The sequence below is a fragment of the Paraburkholderia sp. JPY465 genome, from assembly GCF_050436725.1.
Lineage (GTDB): Bacteria > Pseudomonadota > Gammaproteobacteria > Burkholderiales > Burkholderiaceae > Paraburkholderia > Paraburkholderia youngii.
On the sequence record NZ_JBNDMT010000003.1, the window covers coordinates 2,172,502 to 2,195,594 of the forward strand.

Consider the following 23,093-nt stretch of genomic DNA (forward strand, 5'->3'; position numbering starts at 1 on the left):
CGATGTTCGCCCTTAAGGAGAACAACCGATGAGCCGACCAGATTTCATCAAACACTGGACTGAACTCGAAGAACCGGATGCGCATTCCTATCGCGGCGATACCGAGCCAATGGCGCTAGACGCGCCGCTTTCCGCCGCACTCGGCATTACGCGTATTGGCATTCATCATGTGAGGCTTCTGCCCGGCCGGCGAACGTCATATCCGCACGCCGAAAGTACCGAGCAGGAGTTTGTGTACGTGCTCGAGGGCAAGCCCGACGTCTGGATCGACGGCGTGCTGCATCCCATTGCTGAAGGCGATTCCGTCGCGTTTCCGGCAGGCACCGGAATCTGCCACACCTTCATCAACAATACGAACGACGAAGTCAGGCTGATGGTGATCGGCGAACGTCCGCGCGACGACAACCGTATTCGTTACCCGCTCAACGAAGCGTACGAACTTACCCGCGAGGACCGCTGGGTGGACTGGCCCGCTAGACCACTCGGCGACCATAACGGGATGCCGGACTGAGGCTTACGCGGATGACCGCAATGGCGATTAAGCATGATTCGTCCACGCGAATTGAATGGCCGCTTGCTGGTTGGATCCGACATCTGACCGTCCGCGCAATGGTGCGGGCGAATGACGCTTCATGGCCGACGCCGGCAGTTTGCTAACAGCCCGCATGGTTCAACATGACCTCTGGGCGAACTACCGCAGTCGACCCTGAACCGCCGCTTGAGCAACCACAGCTTCGGCGGCAGCTATCGAAGTGATCCCGTCATCCGCGCCGGCGCCTCATGGGTAGCGCACGGTCTATTGCAGAAACCCTGCGTTACGCAGTGCTTCCTCAGCGGCCTCATGATCTTGAACGGATGCGCCGCCAGAAATGCCGATGCCCCCAACCAGATGCCCTTCGTGGAAGATCGGTACGCCACCGCCGACCGGCGTCAGCCGCGGATGGTGTGCCAGCGGGGCAACGGCGGGCTCGGCCATGTACTGATTCCATTGGTGCGTGGCCATGCCGAACGATGCGGCGGTCCATGCCTTGTCAATGGCGACGCCAACGGTGAGGAACGGGGCGGTATCCGCGCGCTCGAAAGCGCGCAGGTGACCTCCCGCGTCCGTAATGGCGATTGTCGCGGCGAATCCGCGCGCGGCGCAGGCGCGGCGCGCCTCGGCCAGCAGTGCTTGCGCGGCTTCCAGGCTGATCGTTGTCGTGCTGATGATTTGCGATGTCATGTTGATGCTCGTTCTCAGAAGGGTTCAGTGGTTGGCGACGACGACCTTGCCGATCATGTTGCCCGCCTCGACCAGCGCATGCGCTTCGATCAGACCTGCGGCGTTGATGCCGTCAATGCGGCGGGTCAGCGTGTGCTTGAGGCGGCCCAGATCGACCAGCTGCGCCGCGCGGCGCAGCAACGCTTGTTGCCGCGCGAGGGTGTCGGTGGTGAACATCGCGCGGGTGAACATCAGCTCCCAGTGAATCGAGATGGATTTTCCCTTGAACGGGCCGATGTCCAGACCCACCGGGTCGTCGATGAGGGCGAACTGGCCTTCCGGGCGCAGCACGGCGGCGATCTGAGGCACGTAGGCGGCGCTGTTGTTCAACCCCGCAACATGGGTGACGTGCTCGATACCGAGCGCGGCCAGTTGAGCTGCCCAGGGCTGATGGTGATCGAGGACGTAATGTGCGCCATGGGCCAGCACCCACTCGCGGGTTTCCGGCCGCGAGGCCGTGCCGATGACGGTCATACCAGTCAGCTCACGTGCCAGTTGGGTCAGAATCGAGCCGACGCCGCCCGCCGCTCCGATGACGAGCAGCACGTTGTTGTCGGTCGGATCCGCTGCCTGAACACGCAGACGGTCGAACAGCAGTTCCCACGCGGTGATCGCGGTCAGCGGCAACGAAGCGGCTTCTGCGAAATCCAGTGAGGTCGGCATGGGTCCGACGATGCGTTCGTCCACGGCGTGCAGTTCGCTGTTGCAGCCGGGCCGCTTGATGTCCCCCGCGTACCAGACACGGTCGCCTGGCTTGAAGCGGGTGGCCAGCGGACCGGTCGCGCGGACGATTCCCGCCGCGTCCCAGCCGGCGATGCGCGCACCGCCTTCCGGAACATCTCCACCGCGCCGGATCTTGGTATCGACCGGGTTGACCGATACCGCTTTCACCTCCACCAGCAGATCGTGGTCGCGCAGTTCCGGTGTCGGCAGCTCGATATCCTGCAGCGCCTGCGGGTGGCTGATGGGATGGTTCTGATAGAAGCCGATGGCTTTCATACACGTGGTCTCCAAGGGGCAATGAGACCATGTTATCTTTCGTCGATATACGGATAAATACGCGCCAAGCTCAAACAGTTTCGGCATTTCAATGAAAATGATTCGACTCGATGACGTCCAGATCTTCGTGCACACGGTGGACTACGGCAGCTTCTCGGAGGCGGCGCGCCAGTTGAATATCGCGCCCGCCCATGCGAGTGCGTCAGTGCAGCGACTCGAAAAGGCGCTGGACACGCGCCTGTTCACCCGTTCGACGCGAAGCATGCAACTGTCGGACGCCGGGGAGCGATATCTGCCGCATGCGCGGGTCATGATTGGTGCGCTGGAGCAAGGCGAGCAGGCCCTGGCAAACAGCCGGGGGGCGCTGACCGGGCCGCTGCGGCTGTCCGCTCCGTCTGACTTTGGTCGAAACCTGCTATTGCCGTGGCTCGATGAATTTCAGCACCTGCATCCTGGATTGTCGCTGCACCTGAAAATGAGCGACCGGGCGGCCGACCTGATCCGCCAGCCTCTGGATGCCGTCGTGCGCTACGGAGCGCTAGCTGATTCGTCTCTTCTGGCCATGAGGCTGGTCGACAGCAACCGACGTGCATTGTGTGCCGCGCCGTCATACCTCGAGCGGCATGGCGCACCGGCCAAAGTAGAGGACCTGCGGCGACACAACTGCCTTCGGTATGTCTGGAGCGAGCAGATACACGAACGCTGGTGCTTTACCCCGCCTGGTGGCGATCGCACCGTGGCAGTCACGGGTAATCGCATCAGCGACGATGCCGATGTCGTCCGTCGCTGGGCGATAGCCGGGGAAGGACTTGTCTATAAGTCGCGGCTGGACCTCATCGACGATCTGAAGGCAGGTCGACTGGTGGAGTTATTTCCCCCGGAGTATTGCGAACCTGCGCCGCTGCACCTGATTTGTGCTCACCGTGCGCAACTGTCGCCGGCGATCAACGCGTTGCATGCTTTCCTGCAGGAGCGATGTGCTGCATTGCTCGCCAGCTATCCATTGAGAGGGCACTCAGGCCGTACTCGCGATTTAAATGGCCGCCTCCAGGGCGCAACGGACGTCTGAATGTCCGAACGTCGTTGCCCGCGAAGGTCGTCTGTTGGCCGTACTGAGTCCGACAGCCCCTCACCAATTCCGTATCCTTGCGCCTCGATCTGCGGGAATGCGGCGAATCACTGCGCGGCGACGACAATACTTCGTTAGCCGACCGCGCTTTCCTTCGGCGACGCGCACCCTGCCACCGCCAGCACCGCACTACCCACCCGCGTCCCGCGTGTGGCACTGTCGTCAAGCGCATACTCGACGCAACGCCTCGCCAGCACGTCGGTCGGATCGACGAGCCGCACCACCCGCCCTCCCGCACACGCGAGCGCTTGCTCATGCAACAGCAACGGCAACTCGGTGCAAGCGAGCACGATGACCAGCACGCCCCGCGCGACCAGATCGTCGACGGCCGCCGCGAGGTCGTCGCAGCATTCGCCCGATGTATGCCCCGCCTTCGCGCCGCGCGGCCCATAGATCGCGTTCATCAGACGCGCTTGCGCGGCCGCGGACGGCGCGATCTGCACGAGGCCGCGCGCGTCGAGCGCCTGTTCGTAGACGCGGCTCGCGAGCGTGCCCGAAGTGGCCAGCACGCCCACTTCGCGCAGCTCCGGAAAGGTCTCGCGCAGATAATCGGCGGTACAGGTGAGCATATTGACGATCGGCACGCGCAGCGCCGGCTGAAGCCGCTCGACGAACGCATGCGCGGTATTGCACGGAATCGCGATCAGATCCGCGCCGCCCTCCTCGAGCGTCTTGCAGGCCGCGTACAGCGCGAGGGTGGGATCGTCGCCGCGACCGAACAGCGCCGCGGTACGGTCCGGGATCTGCGGATTCTGCTCGACCATGATCCGGATATGGTCCTGATCGCGCGAGGCCGGCGTGTTGCGCACGACCTTGGCCATGAAATCGACGGTCGCGGCCGGCCCGATGCCGCCGACCACGCCGAGGCGAAACGCCCGCTGCGGCTGCGGATACTGCGCCGCCGCGACATAGCGCGCGTACAGCTGGTTCGAATCGACGAGCGGCACCTCGATGCACCCGAGCGCGCCCAGCACGAGGCCGATTTCCGTGAGCCCCGGCACGATCACGTCGACGCCCTGTGCGACCAGGTCCGCGCACGCCGCGCATAGCAATTCGACGGGCCGCCCGTGCAGGCGGCCAGCGCGAATGCCCTCGTCGCCGAAGACGGCGCTCGTCACACAGTCGAAACCAGTGTCGTTGCGCGGATAGCACACGTCGAACTGGCCGGCTTCGAAGTAACGCTCGAACAGGCCGTTCGCGCGAATCGCCGCCGACGTCAGCACGCCGATGCGCCGGGCGCCGTCGCGCCGCGCCGACGGATAGGTGCGCCGCACGTGCTCGGACAACGCGGTCATGATGTTGGCGACCGGCACAGCGACGTTGGCCGTGAGTTCGTCGATGAAGGTGTGGCTCAGAAAGCATGGCAGCACGATCGCATCGACACCGCGCTTTTCGAACGCGCGCATCGTGTCGAGCACGTGGATCTTGAACCGCGCGTCCGTCGCATCGGGCGCGGCGAGCCCGGGCCACGAGCGCGGTTCGAGAATCAGATCGAAGGGGCGCGCGGCACCTGGCCGGCGCGACGCCGTGCTCAGCCGGCCGAGGATGTCGGCGCTGGCGAACTGGGCCGCGCCAGTCGCCACACCCAGCGAACGAAAACGCTTCATGGTCAGATCCCCCGGTCGTTCTGTGCGTCCACCCTCGCTCGCGGGTGGCTTTCTGCGCGCTTGAGAATGACACTATGCGAGACGCAGATGTCCAGGGGTTAACCACGTCAAAGCACCTTTGGGTTTGCGCTGGTTCAACTCACCGGCTCGAAAATCTCCCGCAGCCACTGCGCGAACACCCGCACCCGCGACGACAACTGCCGGTTCTGCGGATACAGCACCGACACCGGCATCGGCGGCGGCGGATAGTCCGCCAGAATGATCCGCAACCGTCCCGCCGCGAGTTCGTCATCGACACGGTAGCGCGGCACCTGCACGATGCCGAGCCCGGCAATCGCCGCGCCCGCGTACAGTTCTGCGCCGCTGACCGACACCGCCGACGGCAACACGAGCGCGGTATCCCGCCCGTCGACGCGGAATTCGAGCGTCAGCGGCTTGCCGGTCGCACTCGACACGTAGTTGACCGCGCGATGCGTCGACAGCGCGCCAGGATCGGCCGGCTCGCCATACGCGGCCAGATACGAAGGACTCGCGACCGTCACCTGCTGCAGCTGCGCGACGCGCCGCCCGACCATCGACGAATCCTGCAGCACGCCCGCGCGCAGCACGCAATCGATGCCCTCGCGCACGAGGTCGACGAGCCGGTCGTCCTCGCCGATCATCAGTTCGATGTCGGGAAAGCGTTCCAGAAACGCGGGCAGCGCCGGCACCACGAAATGCCGCGCGAGCGTGCCCTGCACGTTCACGCGTAACAGCCCCTTCGGCGCAACATTGGAGAACGCCCCCTCGGCCTCCTCCATGTCGGCGATCAGACGCACGCAGCGCTGGTAGTGCGCTTCGCCGTCGGGCGTGAGCCGTACCGTGCGCGTCGTGCGTTCGAGCAGCCGCGCGCCGAGCCGCTGCTCGAGACGCTTCATCAGGTTGGTGACGGTCGCGCGCGGGATTTGCAGATCGTCGGCGGCGCGCGTAAAGCTCTGGCGCTCGGCGATCCGCACGAACACCCGCATTTCCTCGAAACGGTCCATATCGGCGGATTATTAAAGCGAATGGAATGATGATGGCGAGTCTAACCGGATTATCACGACGCGGAAAGCGCTCATCATTCACCTCACCGATCCACCACCTTCTGTGAGGAAACGAATCATGAGCACGAACCAACAACCGAAAGTCGCCATCGTCACCGGCGCATCGCGCGGCATCGGCACGGCAATCGCACAGCGGCTCGCAAAGGACGGCTACGCGGTCGCCGTCAACTACGCATCGAGCGCGGGCGAGGCCGACGCGCTCGTCGGCGCGATCCGCGAAGCCGGCGGCAAGGCGGTCGCGGTGCAAGCGGACGTGTCGAAGCCCGACGACGTGCGTCGCATGTTCGAGATCACCGAACGAGAACTCGGCAAGGTCGACGTGCTCGTCAACAATGCGGGCGTGATGAAGCCCACGCCGCTCGCCGACACGTCCGACGCGCTGTACGACCAGACCTTCGAGATCAATGTGCGCGGCACCTTCAACACGCTGCGCGAAGCGGCCGCGCGCCTGAACGACGGCGGACGCATCGTCAATTTTTCGACCAGCGTGCTTGCGCTGAACCTGCCCGGCTACGGCATCTACACGGCGACCAAGGCGGCCGTCGAAGCGTTCACGCGTGTGTTCGCGAAGGAACTGCGCGGGCGCAACATCACCGTGAATGCGGTCGCGCCGGGACCGATCGCGACCGCGCTGTTCCTCGAAGGCAAGACCGACGAGCAGATCGAAACCTTCGCGAAGATGCCGCCGCTGCAACGCCTCGGCGAGCCGGAAGACGTGGCGGGCGTGGTCGCGTTTCTGGTCGGCCCGGATGCGAGCTGGGTCAATGGGCAGACGTTGCGGGCCAATGGCGGTCTGGCTTGATGGGATGCGGTGGTCCAGCGTGCTGCCGCGCTGGACCACCGCATGGCGCCCGCTGCGGCGCCTGGAACGTGATCGACCCGCCGCTCAAACCGCCTTCGGATTGCGTTCCGCGAAACCTTCCTGATGCCAGTACGGATACGCGGGGCGCACCGCGCTTGCCGCGTCGAGCTTCGCGACCTGCTCGGCCGTCAGATTCCAGCCGACCGCGCCGAGGTTCTGCCGCAGTTGCTCCTCGTTGCGCGCGCCGATCAGCAGCGTCGCGACGGTCGGCCGTTGCAGCAGCCAGTTCAGCGCGATCTGCGGCACGGTCTTGCCGGTTTCGGCGACGACTTCGTCGAGCGCGTCGAGCACGCGGAACAGATACTCTTCCGGCACCGGCGGCCCCATGTCGGCGGTCTTGTGCAGACGGCTCGTCTCGGGCAGCGCCTGGCCGCGCTTGAGCTTGCCGGTCAGACGCCCCCAGCCGAGCGGACTCCATATCACCGCACCCACGCCCTGGTCGACGCCGAGCGGCATCAGCTCCCATTCGTAGTCGCGTCCGACCAGCGAGTAGTAGGTCTGATTTGCGACATAGCGCGGATAGCCGTAGCGATCGGCGATATCGAGCGACTTCATCAGATGCCAGCCCGAGAAATTCGACACGCCGATATAGCGGATCTTGCCCGCCCGCACGAGGTCGTCGAGCGTGGACAGCACTTCGGGGATCGGCGTTTTCGCGTCGAAGCCGTGCAGCTGGAACAGGTCGATGTAATCGGTTTGCAGACGCTTGAGCGCCGCATCGACTGCGTTGATCAGATGGAAGCGTGACGAGCCGACGCCGTTCGGATCGCCGTCGAAACGGAAGGTCGCCTTGGTCGACAGGATCGCCTTGTCGCGCTTGCCTTTCAGCGCCTCGCCGAGCACCGACTCGGACGCGCCCTTCGAATAGATGTCGGCGGTGTCGAACATCGTGACGCCCGCGTCGAAGCAGATGTCGATCAGACGCCGCGCTTCGGCGACGTCGGTCGCGCCCCACGCCTCGAAAAATTCACCCTTGCCGCCGAACGTACCAGTACCGAAACTCAGCACCGGCACCTTGAAACCCGATGCACCCAGATGTCTGTATTCCATTGCAGAATCTCCGTGGCATTGCCGTCGATGAACGGAGATTCAGTCTACGCGCGTCGGCGCAAACGCGTCATGAAGGCGACGCGCTCAGATCGGCCAACGCATCACGCACGGCGTCGATCACGCTGTCCCAGGCGCCGAGCTGCGGTTGACGGAACAGACGCGCGGACGGGTACCACGGCGTGTCGCTGCGTTCGAGCAGCCAGCGCCAGCAGGTGTCGAAGCGGTTCAGAATCCAGACCGGTTTGTCTACCGCGCCGGCCAGATGCGCGGTGGACGTGTCGACCGAAATCAGCAGATCGAGACTGGCGACGAGCGCGGCGGTATCGGCGAAATCGTGCAGCAGCTCCGTGTAATCGGCGACGCGTTCACGGTAGGCGCTTTCCGCGAGTTGCGCTGCGGCCGCGCCCTTCTGCACGCTGAAGAAGCGTACGTTCGGCACGTCGAGGAGTGGCGCGAATTGCTCGAACGCGAGCGAGCGACGCGCATCGATCTTGCGCAGCTCCGCGACATGCGCGCGGTTCTCGCCGGCCCATACGAGGCCGACATTCAGCGGTTTGATTGCGTTGCGATCCGCATTGGTGTTGCCGTCGGATTCGATACGTTCGCGCCATGCACTGACGGCCGCTGACTGCGCGAAAAGATACGGCGTGGCTGCCGGAATGCTCGCTTCGTCGGTGCGGAACGCAAGCGGCAAGCTCAACAACGGGCAATGACAATCGAACCGCGGCAACGGCTGGCCCGCTTCGATCAACTGATCGACACCATCGAGCGTCGACAGCAGCCGCAACAACGGACCCGGAACTTCGAGCACGACCTTCGCGCCGAGCTTCGCGACGAGCGTCGCATAGCGGCAGAATTGCAGCGTGTCGCCAAGGCCCTGTTCCGCATGCAGCAGGATCGTTTTGCCGTCGAGCGGAAAATCGCCGAGCCACAGCGGCTGCGCGAACGCGCGCCGGCCGGCCTTGATGCGGCTACGCTCCCAACGCCATTCGTATTCGCGCCAGCCGCTCTCGAAGCGGCCCATTTGCAGCAGGCACAGCGCCTGGTTCCAGTGCGTTTCAACCGACGCCGGACTCAACGCAAGCGCGCGCTGATAGCTCGACAACGCCTGTTCGCGCTGATTCAGATCGATCTGCGCGAGACCGAGGTTGTTCCATGCATCGACGAAACCAGGAGAGAGTTCCAGCGCGCGCTGGTAGCAGCGCTCTGCTTCGTGCGGCTGGTTCAGATCGCCGAGCACGTTGCCGCGATTACTCCACGCATCCGGATAGCCGGGCTGCAATGCGAGCGCCTGGTCGCAGCTATCGAGTGCATCGGCGTAACGGCCGAGATCGCGCAGCACGCATGCGCGATTGTTCCAGGCCGGCGCGAACTCCGGCACGATAGACACCGCGCGCTCGTAGCTCGCGAGCGCTTCGAGCGGACGGTTCAGCGCCGCCAATGCGTTGCCGCGATTGTTCAATGCATCGGCGAATTTCGGCTGCATCACAAGCGCCCGCTCGGCGCACGCAAGCGCTTCGTCATGACGCTGCAACGCGTTCAGCGCATAGGCGAGATTCGAATGCACGGCCGGCTGTCTCGCGTTCACCGCGAGCGCCTTCTTCAGCAGATCGACGCCTTCCTGCAAACGGCCCGTTTGCAGCGCGAGTTCGCCGAGCCAGCGCAACGCGTCGCCGTGCTTCGGCTTCAGTTCGAGAATCTCGCGATACATCTCCTCTGCTTCGACGAGCGCGCCGTTCTGTTGAAGCGCGACGGCTTGTCGAAGCAGATGGTCCAACTGTTGCGGCAGACTGGCTTGCTTGCTCATGCGGTACCTGGAATCGAAGGCGCGAAGAATCGTCGGATGAAGCGCACGATTATCGCTGAAAAGCCTCGATTCGAAGTACCGCCGCCGTGTTGCGTCGCGCCGCCGCTTATTGCGCGGCCACGGACAGATGCTTGCGCTTCGCGAGTTCCTGCGCCATCGCGTAGTGCTGCTGGATCGTGGGCAGCGCCTGCTTCGCCGCGGCCTTCAACTTCTCGTCGCGGCCCGCTGCGATTTCCGCCTGGAACGCGGACAACGCTTTCTGCTCACCCGCGAGCGCGACCTGCTCGATATACCTCTTGTCGAAATCGGCGCCGCGCAGATTGTTGATACTGGCGAGCACGGCCTCGTCGGGATCGTTCTTCGGCACGTCGACACCGCGCGGACTCGCCGCGCGCAATGCGTCGGTGATCTTCGCGTCGTCATCCGACACGCGCTCGGCGAACGCCTTCACGTCGCGATCGGCCGAGCGCGCGGTGGCGATACGCGCGGCATCGCGCTGCGTCGCGACGGCTTTGGTGCCGTCCGCGATGAAGGTCTGATCGGCCGCATGCAGGCGGACTGCGTCCGCGGGCGCGGCGCTCTGCGCGCTGGCCACCGAGGCGGCCGTCAGAAGACCGCCGAAGCAGGCAGCAGCGGCGATGCGGGCAATAGCGACAGAAGGGACGGAAGGCAGGCGGATCATACGTTCTCCTTGAGGTGAAAGCATCTGAAAGCAAAACGAAGGACACGTGTGCGCCGCGAACGAAGCGTGCGATGCAAAACGCTGCGGACTGCTTGCGAGCCCAGCGCGGCGCCACGCTTTTATCGCTGCCGATTCTAGAAGCCATGCCATCGGGCAGGTGAAACGCTGCTGTCGCTTCTGTAACCTTAGGTAACCCTCATATGAATGCGCACACGTTTGCGTATCCGCGCCAATCACGCGCGCCGCTCGACACTGCGACGCAGTGCTGAATTTTTCGCCATCGGCGCCGATAACCAGAGACAGGCACCGCTTAGCACCGCTCAGCACCGCAATTCTGGAGAACGATTCCGATGGCAGACGACCACCGTGCCAATCACGAGCGCCACACCGAACGCAGCAACCTGACGAGTTCCAACAAGTTCGAACTGCTGCTATACCGCCTTGGCCACGTGCCGGGCAGCGACGCGCACGAACTGTATGGGATCAACGTGTTCAAGGTGCGCGAAATCTCGACGATGCCGACCATCACGCCGATCGCCGGATCGTCGCCGTACGTGATGGGCGCGGTCGACATTCGCGGGCAGATCATTCCCGTGATCGACCTGCCGCGGCTGATGGGCTGCGAGCCGACACGCGGCCTGAACATTCTGCTGGTCACCGAATTCGCGCGTTCGACGCAGGCGTTTGCGGTCGAAGAAGTCGACGAGATCGTGCGGCTCGAATGGAACCAGGTGCTGTCGGCCGATGGCTCGGCGGGCGGCAAGCTCGTCACGAGCATCGCGCGCATCGACGGCAATACCGGCGACTCGCGGCTCGCCCAGGTGATCGACGTCGAGCAGGTGTTGCGCGACGTGTTCCCGTCGCAGCATCCGAGCGTCGATCCGGCCTCGGTCGGTCAAGCGCTCGGCATCCGCCCCGGCGCGAAGATCCTCGCCGCCGACGACTCCGGCTTCGCGCGCAAGCTGATCGAGCAGGCGCTCACCGCGATCGGCGCCGACTACATCATGACGAAGACCGGCGAAGAAGCGTGGCAAACGCTGCAGGAGATCGCACGCGAAGCGCAGCAAAAAGGCATGCGCGCGAGAGACACCATCGCGCTGGTATTGACGGATCTGGAGATGCCGGAGATGGACGGCTTCATGCTGACGCGCCAGATCAAGGCCGATGCAAGCACGCGCGATATTCCGGTGCTCATCCACTCGTCGCTGACGGGCGCGGCTAACGAGGCGCATGTGAAGAACGCGGGCGCGAACGGCTATGTCGCGAAGTTCGCGGCGAGCGAGCTCGCCGATGCGATCCGTCAAGCGCTGGGCTGCGCGCCGGCGAAAGCGACGGCGGCTTGAGTCTCGCGAGCCGGGCGGTGAAGCGAATCGCCGCGCTCAACGATGCGCGGCAAGCTCGATCGAGAAATCCATCCGGCCGGTCTCGACGCCCATCGTGTTGAGCCGCTTCGGTGCATGAAAGCCGTCGAGCGTCGCGCGTTGTTCAGGCGTGCCGATGTCGAGCACCGCGAGCAACTCCGCAGTGACCGCGTAGAGCGCGGCGGCATTGCCGTCCTCGATCTTCAGCGCGATGCCTAGCGCGCCCTTGGCACCCAGGCGAGCGGTTTGCCGCGACCCGCGCACGCCGATCGCATAGCTGCCGTCCGCACCGACTTTGCCGACCAGCGCGCCATCGAAAGCCTGCATCAGCAGCGTGCAGAAGCGCCCTTCCCCGCCGACCAGTTCCGGGTGCGACGTCATTGCGCGATAGATGCGCGCGAGCGCGGCCGTGCGCGGCGGCGTCGCGGCAGCTTCGGCTTCCTGCTGATCCTGTGCCGCCGCGAGCTTCGCGAACAGACGCGCGAGCCGGTCGAGCGGAAACGCCGGGGTCGGCAGATTGCAGCCGTCGATCGCCCATTGCACGCCGTCGTCCGGCAGATCGCACACGCTCGCGACCGTCTGCTTCACGCGCACCTGCAACGGGTGCCCGGGCAGTTCATAGCCGGCCAGCGCCGCGCCGATCGAACGCGCGCCGGCCAGCATGCCCGCATGCTTGCCCGAACAGTTGCTGCACACGCCGGTGGGCGTGAAGCCGCGCCGGATCCAGTCGATGTACACCGCATCCGACAACGGCGGATGACCGCCGCAGCGCAGGTCGGCCTCGCTCGCCTGCGCTTTCGCGAGCATCGCGCGCGTGCGTTCGATATGACGCGGCTCGCTGCTGTGCGATGCGCACATCAGCGCGAGATCGGCTTCGTCGAAACCACAACGTTCGAGCGCGCCGGTTTCGAGCACCGCGAGCGCCTGGGCCGGCTTCGCCGCGGAACGCGCGAGCGTCACGCGCGCGGCGTCGCCGAACGAATACAGTAGACGGCCGTCCGCATCGACGACCGCGACATGCGCCAGATGCGTGTTCTCGACGGACTCGCCGCGATAGATCGTCGCCGCGACCGGCGCGGCAGCATGCAGTTCGGATTGGCTCATCGGTATCGTCTCCGCGTCGTTTATTGGATCGGGCCCAAGGCCCGGCATTCGATCAGGCGCTCGCCGCGAGCGCTTCTTCTTCTCGCTCCAGCGTGCGCGTGTGCCGCAGTTCGGGAAAGAATCGCATCCACAACAGCGCGATCGCGATCGTCGCGCAGCCGCCGACCAGCACCGCCGGCTGCGCGCCCCACCATCCGGCAGTCAGGCCCGATTCGAACTCGCCCAATTGATTCGACGTCCCGATGAACAGCGAATTGACCGCGCTGACGCGGCCGAGCATTTCATCGGGCGTGCGCAGTTGCACGAGCGACAGCCGCACCACCACGCTGATGGTGTCGGACGCGCCGAGCACTATCAGTGCGAGCAGCGACAGGAGGAACTGATGCGACAGCCCGAACACGATCGTCGCGATGCCGAACGCGATCACGCCGCCGAACATCGCAGCGCCGGGCCGGTTGCGCAATGGAAAATGCGCGAGCCAGATCGTGCCCGCGAGCGCGCCGATCGCCGTGCCCGAGCGCAACAGGCCGAGACCGATCGGGCCCGCGTGCAGCACGTCGCGCGCGAAGATCGGCAGCAGCGCGGTCGCGCCGCCGAACAGCACCGCGAACAGATCGAGCGACAGCGCGCCGAGAATCACCGGCTCGCGGCGAATGAACGCGATCCCCGAAAAGATCGATTCGAGCGTGACGGGCGCGCGGCTCGCCGGCTTCACTTGCAGCGGAATGCTCCACACCGACGCGGCGGCGGCCGCGAACGACAGCGTGCACGCGAGATACGCGGCACCGGGACCGATGCCGTACAGCAGGCCACCGAGCGCGGGCCCGGCGATCTGCGCGGTCTGATTGGCGGACGTGGACCATGCGGTCGCTTTCGGCAGATAGCCGCGCGGCACGACGGCCGGCAGCAGCGACGACACGGCCGGCGATTCGAACGCGCGCGATGCGCCCACGCAGGCAGCCAGCACGTAGATCACCGGCGCGCTGATCCAGCCGCTGAAGGCACCGATCGCGAACAGCAATGCAGCGACGCTTTCGAGGCTCTGACAGACGGCGGCGATGCGGCGGCGATCGTAACGATCGGCGACATGGCCGACGACGAGCGTCAGCAGAAACATCGGCAGAAACTGCGCGAGACCGACGAGGCCAAGTGCGAACGCGCTATGCGTGAGCGCGTAGACATGCCAGCCCATCGCGACGGCGAGCATCTGGAACGACAGCGACGACAGGATGCGGGTGCACCAGAAACGCTGGAACGGCGGGTGTTTTGGCAGACTGAAATGCGGCGAATCGGCGGGATCGGTGGAGGCTGGGGGCATCGGTCGTTGCTCGTGACGGGGTGCATCGCGGCGTGGATTGGGCGGGCGCTAGTTTAGAGCAAGATCTGGGGGCGTGCAGGAAGGCGGCTGGCGTGGGCGGCGTGATGGGAGGCCGTTTCTATACTCACGTCGTAAGACTTAGCGCAATGATCTGGCGGCATGATCGGAGATCGGTTGGTTCTCGGCCCGTTCGACTGCATATATCGATGCCTCATGCATCGATGCGAGAAGCCGACCCGGTTGCGGCTATGATTGTGTGCGTTGGGCAGCCGCCCGTCAGGTGCGATTCACGCCTACGCCACCGGCCAGCGACACCGCCTAACACTCGAACTCCCGGAGGGCATCGAATGGTATTGGCGTGGCTCGTCCTACTTCCATTCATGGCCGCGGCGCTCATCGCGCTCACGAGGCAGCGAGCCGCCGCGCTCAGCACCTGGATCGCGTTCGCGACGGCGCTGTTCGGCTGCGCGCTGCTGCTGAGCGAACGCGTGGGCATGGCCGACCACGACGTGCTGCAATGGCGCCATCAGTGGGTGCCCGACATCGGCCTCGCGCTGTCGCTGCGCCTCGATGGCCTGTCGTTCATGTTCGCGTTGCTCGTACTCGCGATCGGCCTGCTGATCTTCATCTACGCTCGCTACTACCTCGCCGGCAGCGATGCGTTGCCGCGTCTGTACCTGCAGCTTCTGCTCTTCATGGGCGCGATGCTCGGCATCGTGCTGTCGAACAACCTGCTGCTGCTCGTCGTCTTCTGGGAACTGACGAGCCTCGTGTCGTTCCTGCTGATCGGCTTCTGGCCATCGCGGCCCGACGCGAGGCGCGGCGCGCGCATGGCGCTCACCATCACCGGCGCGGGCGGACTCGCGCTGCTTGCGGCGGTGCTGCTGCTCGGCCATGTATGCGGCAGTTATGAGCTGAACGACGTGCTCGCCCAGCTTGCCAAGGTCCAGCACGATCCGCTCTATCCGGCGATTCTGCTGCTCACGCTATTCGCGGCGTTCACGAAATCCGCGCAGTTTCCTTTCCACTTCTGGCTACCGCACGCGATGTCCGCGCCCACGCCCGTGTCGGCCTATCTGCATTCGGCGACGATGGTGAAGGCCGGCGTGTTCCTGCTCGCGCGTCTCTATCCGGTCTTCGAAGGCACCCACCTGTGGGCGTACACGGCGACGGTGGCCGGGCTCGTCACGCTCGTCGGCGGCGCGGGGATGGCGTTGATCCAGCGCGATCTGAAGGGCCTGCTCGCTTATTCGACCATCAGCCATCTCGGCCTGATCGTGCTGCTGTTCGGCCTCGACACGCAACTGTCCACCGTCGCCGCGCTGTTCCACACGGTCAACCACGCGGTGTTCAAGGCGTCGCTCTTCATGGCGGCGGGCATCGTCGATCACGAAACCGGCACGCGCGATCTGGGCCGTCTGCGCGGCCTGCGCAGGTACATGCCGCATACGGCCTTACTCGCGAGCGTGGCGTCGCTGTCGATGGCCGGCGTGCCGCTGCTCAATGGCTTTCTGTCGAAGGAAATGTTCTTCGGCGAAACGCTCGCGCAAAACATGTTCGGGCCGCTGAACCTCGCCGTGCCGGTCATCGCGATCGCCGCGGCGGCGCTCTCCGTGGCGTACTCGCTGCGTTTCGTCTGGGGCGTGTTCTTCGACGGCGAGACGCCGCGCGACCTGCCGCACTATCCGCCGCACGAGGCGCCGCGCTTCATGAGGCTGCCGGTCGAGATTCTGGTGGCGCTGTGCCTGCTGATCGGCCTGTTCCCGCAGCAAAGCATCGGCAGGCTGCTCGAGTCGGCCGCGTGGATCACGCTCGGCGGCAAGCTGCCCGACTACAGCCTGAGCCTGTGGCACGGCGTCAACACGCCGCTGGTGATGAGCGTGGTGTCGTTCGCGGCGGGCGCGACGCTCTTTTTCCTGCGCCGCAATACGTTCCGTCACCGTCGTACGGCGCTCACCGAGTTGAACGCGAGCGAGATCTTCGACCGCTTCGTGCAGCGTCTGGAACAGAGCGCCGGCGTAATCGTGCGCGTGTTCGAGACGCGCTCGCTGCCGGCCTACCTCGCATGGCTGATCGCGGCGGTGCTGATCGTGCCGGGCGTGCCGCTCGTCGCGCTCGACACATGGAGCGGCAGCCACCCGCGCCTGCCGCCCGATCCGTTCACGCTTGGCGGGCTCGTGCTGATGGCGTTGCTCGCCATCGGCGTGGTGCTGGTGCGTGCGCGCACGCTTTACGCGCTCGTGATGCTGAGCACCTGCGGTCTGCTCGTGTCGCTCGCTTTCGTGCGCTTCTCCGCGCCGGATCTCGCGCTCACGCAGATCTCCGTCGAAGTGGTCACGATCCTGCTGCTCGTGCTGGCCGTCTATTTCCTGCCCGCGCTGCAACGCGCGGTCGAGCCGCTCCCCGTCCGGCTGCGCAACGGTGCGCTCGCGCTCGCGGGCGGCGCTCTGCTCGGCGCCGTGTCATACCGGATCATGACGAGCGCGCCGCTGCCTGGCATCGCACCGTACTTCCTCGCCAACGCGCTGCCCGGCAGCGGCGGCCATAACGTCGTCAACGTGATCCTCGTGGATTTCCGCGGCTTCGACACGATGGTCGAAATCAGCGTGCTGGTGGTCGCAGGGCTCGCCGTCAAGGCGCTGCTGCGCGGGCTGCGTCTGAAGTCGCCCGAGGCGGGGCCGGACGGCCGGCCGTGGTCGTCGCAATCGCATCCGCTGATGCTGGCGATCCTCGCGCGGCTGATGCTGCCGCTCACCGTGCTCGTCGCGGTGTTCGTATTCCTGCGCGGCCACAACCTGCCCGGCGGCGGCTTCATCGCATCGCTGATCGTCTCGATCGCGCTGTTGCTGCAGTACGTCGCAAGCGGGGTGCTGTGGACCGAGTCGCGCATCCACCTCAACTACCGCGCGCTCGCGGGCCTCGGCATTCTGATCGCCGCGGCCACGGGGCTCGGCAGCCTCGCGTTCGGCCAGCCGTTCTTGACCAGCGCGTTCGGGCATCTGCACGTGCCGCTGATCGGCGAAATCGAACTGTCCACGGCGATGCTGTTCGATCTCGGCGTGATGGGCGCGGTAGTCGGCACGACGCTCACGATCGTCTCGCACCTCGGCGTGCGCGACAAGGACATGCAGTCCGTGGAGAAAAGCTGATGGAAGCCGCCTTTGCCGTCGCGATCGGCGTGCTTTGCGCGTGCGGCATCTACCTGCTGCTGTGCGCGCGCGTGTTGCCGGTGATTCTCGGCATCACGCTGTTCTCCTATGCGATCAACCTGTTCCTGCTCGGCATGGGCCGGCTCGCGATCGGCAAACCCGCGGTGATCACGGCGGGGGCGCAATACGTCGATCCGGTGCCGCAGGCGCTCGTGCTGACGGCCATCGTGATCGGCTTCGCGATGACGGCCTTCACCGTGGTACTCGCGCTGCGCTCGTTCGCGAGCACGGGCAACGATCACGTCAATGACGAGGAGACGCGCGGCGAATGAACCACGTCCTCCTGCTCCCGATCCTGATTCCGCTCTTTTGCGCGGGCGTGATCGTCGCGCTGCCGCTGCGCGCGAAGCGCCTGCAGCGTGCGCTGAACGCGCTCGCCATCATCGCGCTGCTGCCTGTCGCGTGCCTGCTGATGGCTCGCGCCGCGCAAGGCGAGATCGTCAGCTACGCGCTCGGCGCATGGCCCGCGCCGTTCGGCATCGTGCTCGAACTCGACCGGCTCGGCGCGCTGATGCTGGTGCTCACCGCCGTGCTCGCGGTCTGCTGCCTGCTCGGCACGTCGAGCGAGGACGCGAGGCGCGGCCGCTATTTCCGCGCGCTGTTCCAGTTCGAGCTGATGGGCCTGAACGGCGCCTTCCTCGCGGGCGATCTCTTCAATCTGTTCGTGTTTTTCGAGCTGCTGCTGATCGCGTCGTACGCGCTGCTGCTGCATGGTGGCGGCGCGCGACGGGTGCGCAACGGACTGCACTATCTGTTGCTGAACCTCGTCGGTTCGTCGTTCTTCCTTGTTGGGATCGGCGTGCTCTACGGCGTCACGGGCACGCTGAACATGGTCGACATGGGCGAACGTCTGGCTCGGCTCGGCCCCGAGACGCTGCCGCTCGCGCAATTCGCGGGTGCGACGCTGATGCTGGTGTTCGGCCTCAAGGCCGCCGTGTTTCCGATGTCGTTCTGGTTGCCGCAGGCCTACCGCAGCGCCATCGGCCCGGTGGCCGCGCTGTTCGCGATCATGACCAAGGTCGGCATCTACGCGATGCTGCGCTGCGATGCACTCGTGTTCGGCGCGGCGGGCGGCTTGCTCCATGCGTTCATGCATCAGTGGGCATGGTGGCTCGCGATCGCGACGATCGTGTTCGGCGCGCTGGGTGCGCTGGCGGTGTCGAGTCTGAAGACCACGACGGGCTATCTCGTGCTGGTTTCGGTGGGGCTGCTGATCGCGGCGATCGCGCAACAGACGCCGCTTGCATGGAGCGCGCTGCTCTACTACCTGATCAGCACGACGCTCTGCACAGGCGCGCTGTTCCTGCTCGCCGACACGCTCGAACCCGAACAAGCATCGACAGCACACGCGATCCATCCAGCCGTTTCCGCCGATGCCGATGCCGATGCGGTCGAGCCCGGCTCGCTCGAAGCGCTCGACGACGCGGCCGCGGCGGTCTTCTCGCCCGACCCCGACGGCGAGGCGGTGGCGACGCGGGCGCGCATGCAGCCGCTGCAGGTCGAGACGGCCGGCGCGCTCGCCGTGCTCGCCGCGGAACCGGCTCGCGCCGACGCCGAAGCTCCGGTCGACGCCACCTCGCGCACGCGTGCACCGTGGCCGTCGAACCTTGCCGCGCTGCTCTATCTGATCGCCGCGGTGGGTGCCGCGGGCTTGCCGCCGCTCTCGGGTTTCCTCGGCAAGGCGATGGTGCTGGCCGCCACGCCGAGCGGCGCGGCCGTCGTGCTTTGGCCGGCCGTGCTGTTATCAGGCCTGCTGTCGATCGTCGCGCTGAGCCGCACGGGCACGCGCCTGTTATGGGCCGCGCCGGCCGCGCGCGCCGCCGAAGGCAAAGAGGAGCACACGCCGCGCGGCAGCAACGCGAAGCTCGCCGCCTGCGCGGTCCTGCTCGGCTGCGTCGTGGCGATCACGCTCGGCGCGGGCGCGGTACGGCACTATCTCGCCGATACTGCCGCGCAGCTATTCGATCGCGCCGCGTATGTGCACGCGATCCTGCCCGGGCCGCGATCTTCGCCACCAGCGGCCGCCGCACCCTCGGCCGACATTCAGGGGAACCGATGATGCTGAAAAGGCTCTTTCCCCACCCATGGCTCACCGCGTTGCTGATCATCTGCTGGGTGCTGCTGATGAACGACATCTCGCCGGGCAATCTACTGCTCGGCGCCGTGCTCGGCTGCGTGATCTCTTTTCGCGTCGCCGAAGGCTTGTGGCTGCGGCCGATGCATTTCGGCCGGCCGTGGCTGCTCGTGCGTCTTGCCTGGCATGTGTTGGTCGACATCATCGTGGCCAACGTCGAGGTCGCGCTGCTCGTGCTCGGCCCGACCAGGCGGCTGCGCCCGGCGTTCATCGAAGTGCCGCTCGACAGCACTCACGAGATCGCGCTCACGGTGCTCATCAGCGTGGTCTCGCTGAGCCCCGGCACGCTGTGCGCCGAACTCAGCGACGACCGCACGCGCCTCACCGTGCACGTGCTCGACCTCGACGACGAAGCGGCGCTCATCGCGCTGATCAAGTCCCGTTATGAAGCCCCGTTGATGGAGATCTTCGCATGCTAGCCATCGTGATTCCGATCTCGCTCGCGATCCTCGGCATCGCGTTCCTGCTCACGCTGTGGCGCCTCGTGCGCGGTCCGTCGCTGCCCGATCGCATCGTCGCACTCGACACGCTGAACATCAATGCGATCGCGATGATCGTCGTGTACGGCATCAGCCTGCGCTCGACGGTTCTCTTCGAGGTGGCGCTGCTGATTGCCGTAATGGGTTTCGTGGGCACGGTCGCGCTCACCAAGTACCTGCAGCGCGGCGACATCATCGAACTCAACTAGCGTGAAGTATGCCGATGGAAACCTTTGTCGAAGCGATCGTCTGTTTGCTGTTGCTCGCCGGCAGTCTGTTTACGCTGATCGGGGCGGTCGGGCTCGCGCGACTGCCTGACTTCTTCATGCGGCTGCACGGTCCGACCAAGTCGACCACGCTCGGTGTCGGCGGCATCGTGCTCGCGTCGGTGGTGTATTTCAGCGCGCATAACAACTTCGCGAGCCTGCATGAGTTACTGATTCCTGCGTTCCTGTTTCTTACCGCGCCGATCAGTGCACATATGCTGGCCAAGGCGGGGACCCAGCAGGGGGTGCCGCTGTGGCAGGCGACGCGGGGGCGGCCGCCTGCCACGGGGGCGAGTGCGAAACGGGGGGATACGGGGGAGTCGCGCGAGAGCGATGACGGGTGAGGCGTGCCGGGCGTCGGGCTTCGCTTGACGTTGATGCGCAAGCTCCGTGTCACGCAAACTCCTTTCTGAACTCCACCGACGACCACGACGTAATCGAAGGACCTTGCCTCGCCGAACGTCGTCCGCGGCGGAACCTGAATTCCGCAGTGACGGGTACATCGTGTTCCTGGCTCAATGCGATGGACGCAAGCTCGTGCAAGTCCGCATCGAGTGAAACCGCATTCACATCGCGGAGCAGCGCGTCACGTACCGGACGCGTATCTGCCTTATGAAGTGATGCTGGCGTGACGCAGCCCTGGTATCGACCTGCGCCGTCGCATACATAGCCGCACTCCACGCCCGTCCTTCATGATGCCAATCCGCCCGCGGATCTTGATGGCTTCTTCGATGTCGTGCGAAATGAACACGATGGTCCGCTGCTCTTCCTTCTGTAGCGGCAAAAGCTCGTTCTGCATTTCGAACCGAATCAGCGGGTCGAGTGCCGGGAACGCCTCGTCCATCAGAAGCACCGAAGGGTTCACGGCCAGTGCGCGTGCAAGGCCGACGCGCTGCCGCATGCCGCCGGACAATTCGCTGGGAAGCAGCTTTTCGTACGAGCCCAGACCGACTCGCGTCAGCGCGGCACGCGCGGTATCGTACCGCGCGGCCTTCTTCAGACCAGCGACCTCGAGTCCGTACGCGATGTTGTCGAGTACCGTGCGATTCGGCAGAAGCGCGAACGACAGGAGAACGACCTGGCCGGACGTGGGTTCAATCAGGCGATTGAGGAGTCGAACCGGCGTCGACTTACCGGAACCCGACAGGCCCACCACCGCGAAAATCTCGCCCGCCTTGACGGTGAGACTGACGTCATTGACTGCAACCATGTTGCCGGTCTTTTCGAAAATCTCGTTCCGACCGAGACCTTGCTTCACGAGTTCAGCGGCGCGCTCTGGCTTCGGCCCGAAGATCTTCGACAGATTCTGGACCGAAAGAATATCGGTCCCGGAGACTGCGATTGATTTCGCTGCGGCGGAAAGGTCTTCCGCGTTGATTGGACCGGGATGGGACTACGTCTGCTGGTGCGAACGTCAGGTTTGGGGCCATTCTGTCATCTCAACTGGCAGGCTCAAAAAATCGAAGCGCGTGACGTATTGACCTTTTCAGGGTGTCACTTGCGTGTCTCGCTCCTTTTAGCCGCCTCCGAGCCAGTTTCATCGCAGAAGTGCGAATGCAAGAGCCGAAAGCAAACATTGCGGCGCCGTGCAATTGAACGAAACGCTATATTTTGCGGAGGACGCAGAATAACCATGCGTAGATCGCGTTCAACGGTGCCTAATGCATGGGTTGCAGAGTAGCGCGTCAAATTGCACTACCCAGGTACATTTTCTGGGTGCTTTTCCATACATTTGGTAATAGAGGACTTTTGTGTAGTTCTTGCAGAAAAGCGCGACTGCAAATGGAATTCGTTTGAAGCCAAAGGGCTCGGGTTTGTGGCTGACCATTGCTGGCAGGAGGAAACCTCCGACGCTTACAAAGCGTGGGACGTCGTATAGGGGACTGTCCTAGGTCTATCGGAATGCTGCGTAACTTGCCTATCAAATCGATGGAACGAAACGCGAGAAGAAAGGTGCGATGAGCAGATCGTCCCCCGAAAGGGAGGGATTCCAGATCCCCCCAATGGAGCTACGATGGTCAAGACCGGGGAGGTGTCATGGACAATCTGTTTTTTCGCCGCGTTTTGCTGGTCGAAGACGAGGGGCTAACGCGCTCGGCGATGAAAAGCCTGATCCTCAGCTCGGAGCCGACGCTCGATATCGATGAAGCCGGCAGCTATGACGAGGCCGTCGAACGGTTGCAGCGCGACGCTTATGACCTGATCTTTCTCGACTATCAGCTAGGGCGCGAGCACACCGGGCTCGAGTTGTTGCATTGGGTGCAGCAGCAGGAACTGTCGTTACACGTCGTGATGCTCTCCGCGCGCGATGATCGCGAAACAGTGCTCGACTGCATCAAGAATGGCGCGGGTGGCTTCATTTCCAAAGCCAGCGAAGAAGGCGGCGCGGTATTTCGCGAAGCCTTACAAACAATTCTGAACGGACGCGTGTACCTGCCCAATAGCGTGCTCGGCAAAGGCGGACACACCCCACAAGCGCCGGCGCCCAGCAAAGGCATTCCGATCGACTCGCTGAATCTGCCGCCGCGACTCGCGCAGACCTTGCGCTACGTGCTGCATGGACTATCGAACAAGGCGATCGCGCGAAAAATGTGCATTACGGAGAACACGGCGAAAGAGTACATCAGCGATTTGTTGAGCCGTTTCAATGTATCGCGGCGCACGTTCCTGATCGTCGAGATGGCGCGCCGTGGCATCGAGATTCCCACCGCCGCGCAAGCATCGGCAACCTGAGGCGCTG

20 protein-coding genes and 1 pseudogene are annotated in these 23,093 nt (G+C 64.8%); 11 read left to right on the forward strand and 10 right to left on the reverse strand.

What is annotated here, in order from left to right; translation table 11 throughout:
- Positions 1–28: 28 nt before the first annotated feature.
- Positions 29–511 carry a cupin domain-containing protein gene (locus tag QFZ94_RS24695; protein WP_368587572.1) on the forward strand — a complete coding sequence of 161 codons (483 nt, stop codon included), beginning with the start codon at positions 29–31 and terminating at the stop codon, positions 509–511.
- Positions 512–796: 285 nt separating this feature from the next.
- Here QFZ94_RS24695 and QFZ94_RS24700 read toward each other — a convergent pair whose 3' ends face one another.
- Both QFZ94_RS24700 and QFZ94_RS24705 read right to left on the reverse strand, forming a co-directional pair.
- Complete coding sequence (locus tag QFZ94_RS24700) at positions 797–1,222, reverse strand: heme-binding protein (protein ID WP_368624164.1); 426 nt, start codon at positions 1,220–1,222, stop codon at positions 797–799.
- Positions 1,223–1,246: 24 nt separating this feature from the next.
- Positions 1,247–2,260: a zinc-binding alcohol dehydrogenase family protein gene (locus QFZ94_RS24705; protein ID WP_429460223.1), complete on the reverse strand. Its 1,014-nt coding sequence runs from the start codon at positions 2,258–2,260 to the stop codon at positions 1,247–1,249.
- 97 nt (positions 2,261–2,357) lie between these two features.
- Here QFZ94_RS24705 and QFZ94_RS24710 point away from each other — a divergent pair, with 97 nt between their 5' ends.
- Positions 2,358–3,329 carry a LysR substrate-binding domain-containing protein gene (locus QFZ94_RS24710; protein WP_429461911.1) on the forward strand — a complete coding sequence of 324 codons (972 nt, stop codon included), beginning with the start codon at positions 2,358–2,360 and terminating at the stop codon, positions 3,327–3,329.
- A gap of 134 nt (positions 3,330–3,463) precedes the next feature.
- On the opposite strand, the gene QFZ94_RS24715 is transcribed toward QFZ94_RS24710, so the two are convergent.
- Both QFZ94_RS24715 and QFZ94_RS24720 read right to left on the reverse strand, forming a co-directional pair.
- Positions 3,464–4,996, reverse strand: a complete 1,533-nt coding sequence (locus QFZ94_RS24715; protein ID WP_429460225.1) for an amino acid racemase — start codon at positions 4,994–4,996, stop codon at positions 3,464–3,466.
- 134 nt (positions 4,997–5,130) lie between these two features.
- Positions 5,131–6,021: a LysR family transcriptional regulator gene (locus tag QFZ94_RS24720; RefSeq protein WP_429460227.1), complete on the reverse strand. Its 891-nt coding sequence runs from the start codon at positions 6,019–6,021 to the stop codon at positions 5,131–5,133.
- 118 nt (positions 6,022–6,139) lie between these two features.
- On the opposite strand from QFZ94_RS24720, the gene QFZ94_RS24725 reads away from it, so the two are divergent.
- Positions 6,140–6,883 carry an SDR family oxidoreductase gene (locus QFZ94_RS24725; RefSeq protein ID WP_368586722.1) on the forward strand — a complete coding sequence of 248 codons (744 nt, stop codon included), beginning with the start codon at positions 6,140–6,142 and terminating at the stop codon, positions 6,881–6,883.
- Between the two features lie 84 nt (positions 6,884–6,967).
- On the opposite strand, the gene QFZ94_RS24730 is transcribed toward QFZ94_RS24725, so the two are convergent.
- From QFZ94_RS24730 to QFZ94_RS24740, 3 genes are all read right to left on the reverse strand, one after another.
- Entirely contained in the window at positions 6,968–7,993 is a 1,026-nt protein-coding gene (locus QFZ94_RS24730; protein WP_429460230.1) for an aldo/keto reductase, read from the reverse strand.
- Between the two features lie 67 nt (positions 7,994–8,060).
- Positions 8,061–9,800, reverse strand: coding sequence for a tetratricopeptide repeat protein (locus tag QFZ94_RS24735; protein ID WP_429460232.1), 1,740 nt, complete (start codon positions 9,798–9,800; stop codon positions 8,061–8,063).
- A 106-nt stretch (positions 9,801–9,906) separates the two neighbouring features.
- The gene (locus QFZ94_RS24740; protein WP_410851618.1) at positions 9,907–10,482 is read right to left on the reverse strand and encodes a DUF4142 domain-containing protein; all 576 of its coding nucleotides are present in this window, start codon (positions 10,480–10,482) and stop codon (positions 9,907–9,909) included.
- 350 nt (positions 10,483–10,832) lie between these two features.
- Between QFZ94_RS24740 and QFZ94_RS24745 the strand changes: the two genes are divergently transcribed.
- Entirely contained in the window at positions 10,833–11,825 is a 993-nt protein-coding gene (locus QFZ94_RS24745) for a chemotaxis protein CheV (protein ID WP_410851619.1), read from the forward strand.
- A gap of 36 nt (positions 11,826–11,861) precedes the next feature.
- Here QFZ94_RS24745 and QFZ94_RS24750 read toward each other — a convergent pair whose 3' ends face one another.
- Both QFZ94_RS24750 and QFZ94_RS24755 read right to left on the reverse strand, forming a co-directional pair.
- Entirely contained in the window at positions 11,862–12,947 is a 1,086-nt protein-coding gene (locus QFZ94_RS24750; protein ID WP_429460235.1) for an asparaginase, read from the reverse strand.
- 52 nt (positions 12,948–12,999) lie between these two features.
- Entirely contained in the window at positions 13,000–14,265 is a 1,266-nt protein-coding gene (locus tag QFZ94_RS24755) for an MFS transporter (protein WP_429460237.1), read from the reverse strand.
- Positions 14,266–14,612: 347 nt separating this feature from the next.
- Here QFZ94_RS24755 and QFZ94_RS24760 point away from each other — a divergent pair, with 347 nt between their 5' ends.
- From QFZ94_RS24760 to QFZ94_RS24785, 6 genes are read left to right on the forward strand one after another with little or no spacing between them, the layout of a single operon-like run.
- Positions 14,613–17,414: a monovalent cation/H+ antiporter subunit A gene (locus QFZ94_RS24760; protein ID WP_429460239.1), complete on the forward strand. Its 2,802-nt coding sequence runs from the start codon at positions 14,613–14,615 to the stop codon at positions 17,412–17,414.
- Positions 17,414–17,746, forward strand: coding sequence for a Na+/H+ antiporter subunit C (locus QFZ94_RS24765; RefSeq protein WP_429460240.1), 333 nt, complete (start codon positions 17,414–17,416; stop codon positions 17,744–17,746). Before QFZ94_RS24760 ends, QFZ94_RS24765 begins: the two co-directional genes overlap by 1 nt.
- Positions 17,743–19,533 (forward strand): monovalent cation/H+ antiporter subunit D, encoded by a 1,791-nt coding sequence (locus QFZ94_RS24770; protein ID WP_368586713.1) that lies wholly within the window; start codon positions 17,743–17,745, stop codon positions 19,531–19,533. The genes QFZ94_RS24765 and QFZ94_RS24770 overlap by 4 nt, the downstream gene beginning before the upstream one ends.
- The gene (locus tag QFZ94_RS24775) at positions 19,533–20,027 is read left to right on the forward strand and encodes a Na+/H+ antiporter subunit E (RefSeq protein ID WP_410851669.1); all 495 of its coding nucleotides are present in this window, start codon (positions 19,533–19,535) and stop codon (positions 20,025–20,027) included. The genes QFZ94_RS24770 and QFZ94_RS24775 overlap by 1 nt, the downstream gene beginning before the upstream one ends.
- Complete coding sequence (locus QFZ94_RS24780; protein WP_368586712.1) at positions 20,021–20,296, forward strand: K+/H+ antiporter subunit F; 276 nt, start codon at positions 20,021–20,023, stop codon at positions 20,294–20,296. The genes QFZ94_RS24775 and QFZ94_RS24780 overlap by 7 nt, the downstream gene beginning before the upstream one ends.
- A gap of 8 nt (positions 20,297–20,304) precedes the next feature.
- Positions 20,305–20,697 (forward strand): Na+/H+ antiporter subunit G, encoded by a 393-nt coding sequence (locus QFZ94_RS24785; RefSeq protein ID WP_429460243.1) that lies wholly within the window; start codon positions 20,305–20,307, stop codon positions 20,695–20,697.
- Positions 20,698–20,842: 145 nt separating this feature from the next.
- Here QFZ94_RS24785 and QFZ94_RS24790 read toward each other — a convergent pair.
- Positions 20,843–21,783: pseudogene (locus tag QFZ94_RS24790) on the reverse strand (ATP-binding cassette domain-containing protein); the annotation flags it as partial.
- Positions 21,784–22,390: 607 nt separating this feature from the next.
- On the opposite strand from QFZ94_RS24790, the gene QFZ94_RS24795 reads away from it, so the two are divergent.
- Entirely contained in the window at positions 22,391–23,086 is a 696-nt protein-coding gene (locus QFZ94_RS24795; protein WP_368586710.1) for a response regulator, read from the forward strand.
- Positions 23,087–23,093: the final 7 nt, after the last annotated feature.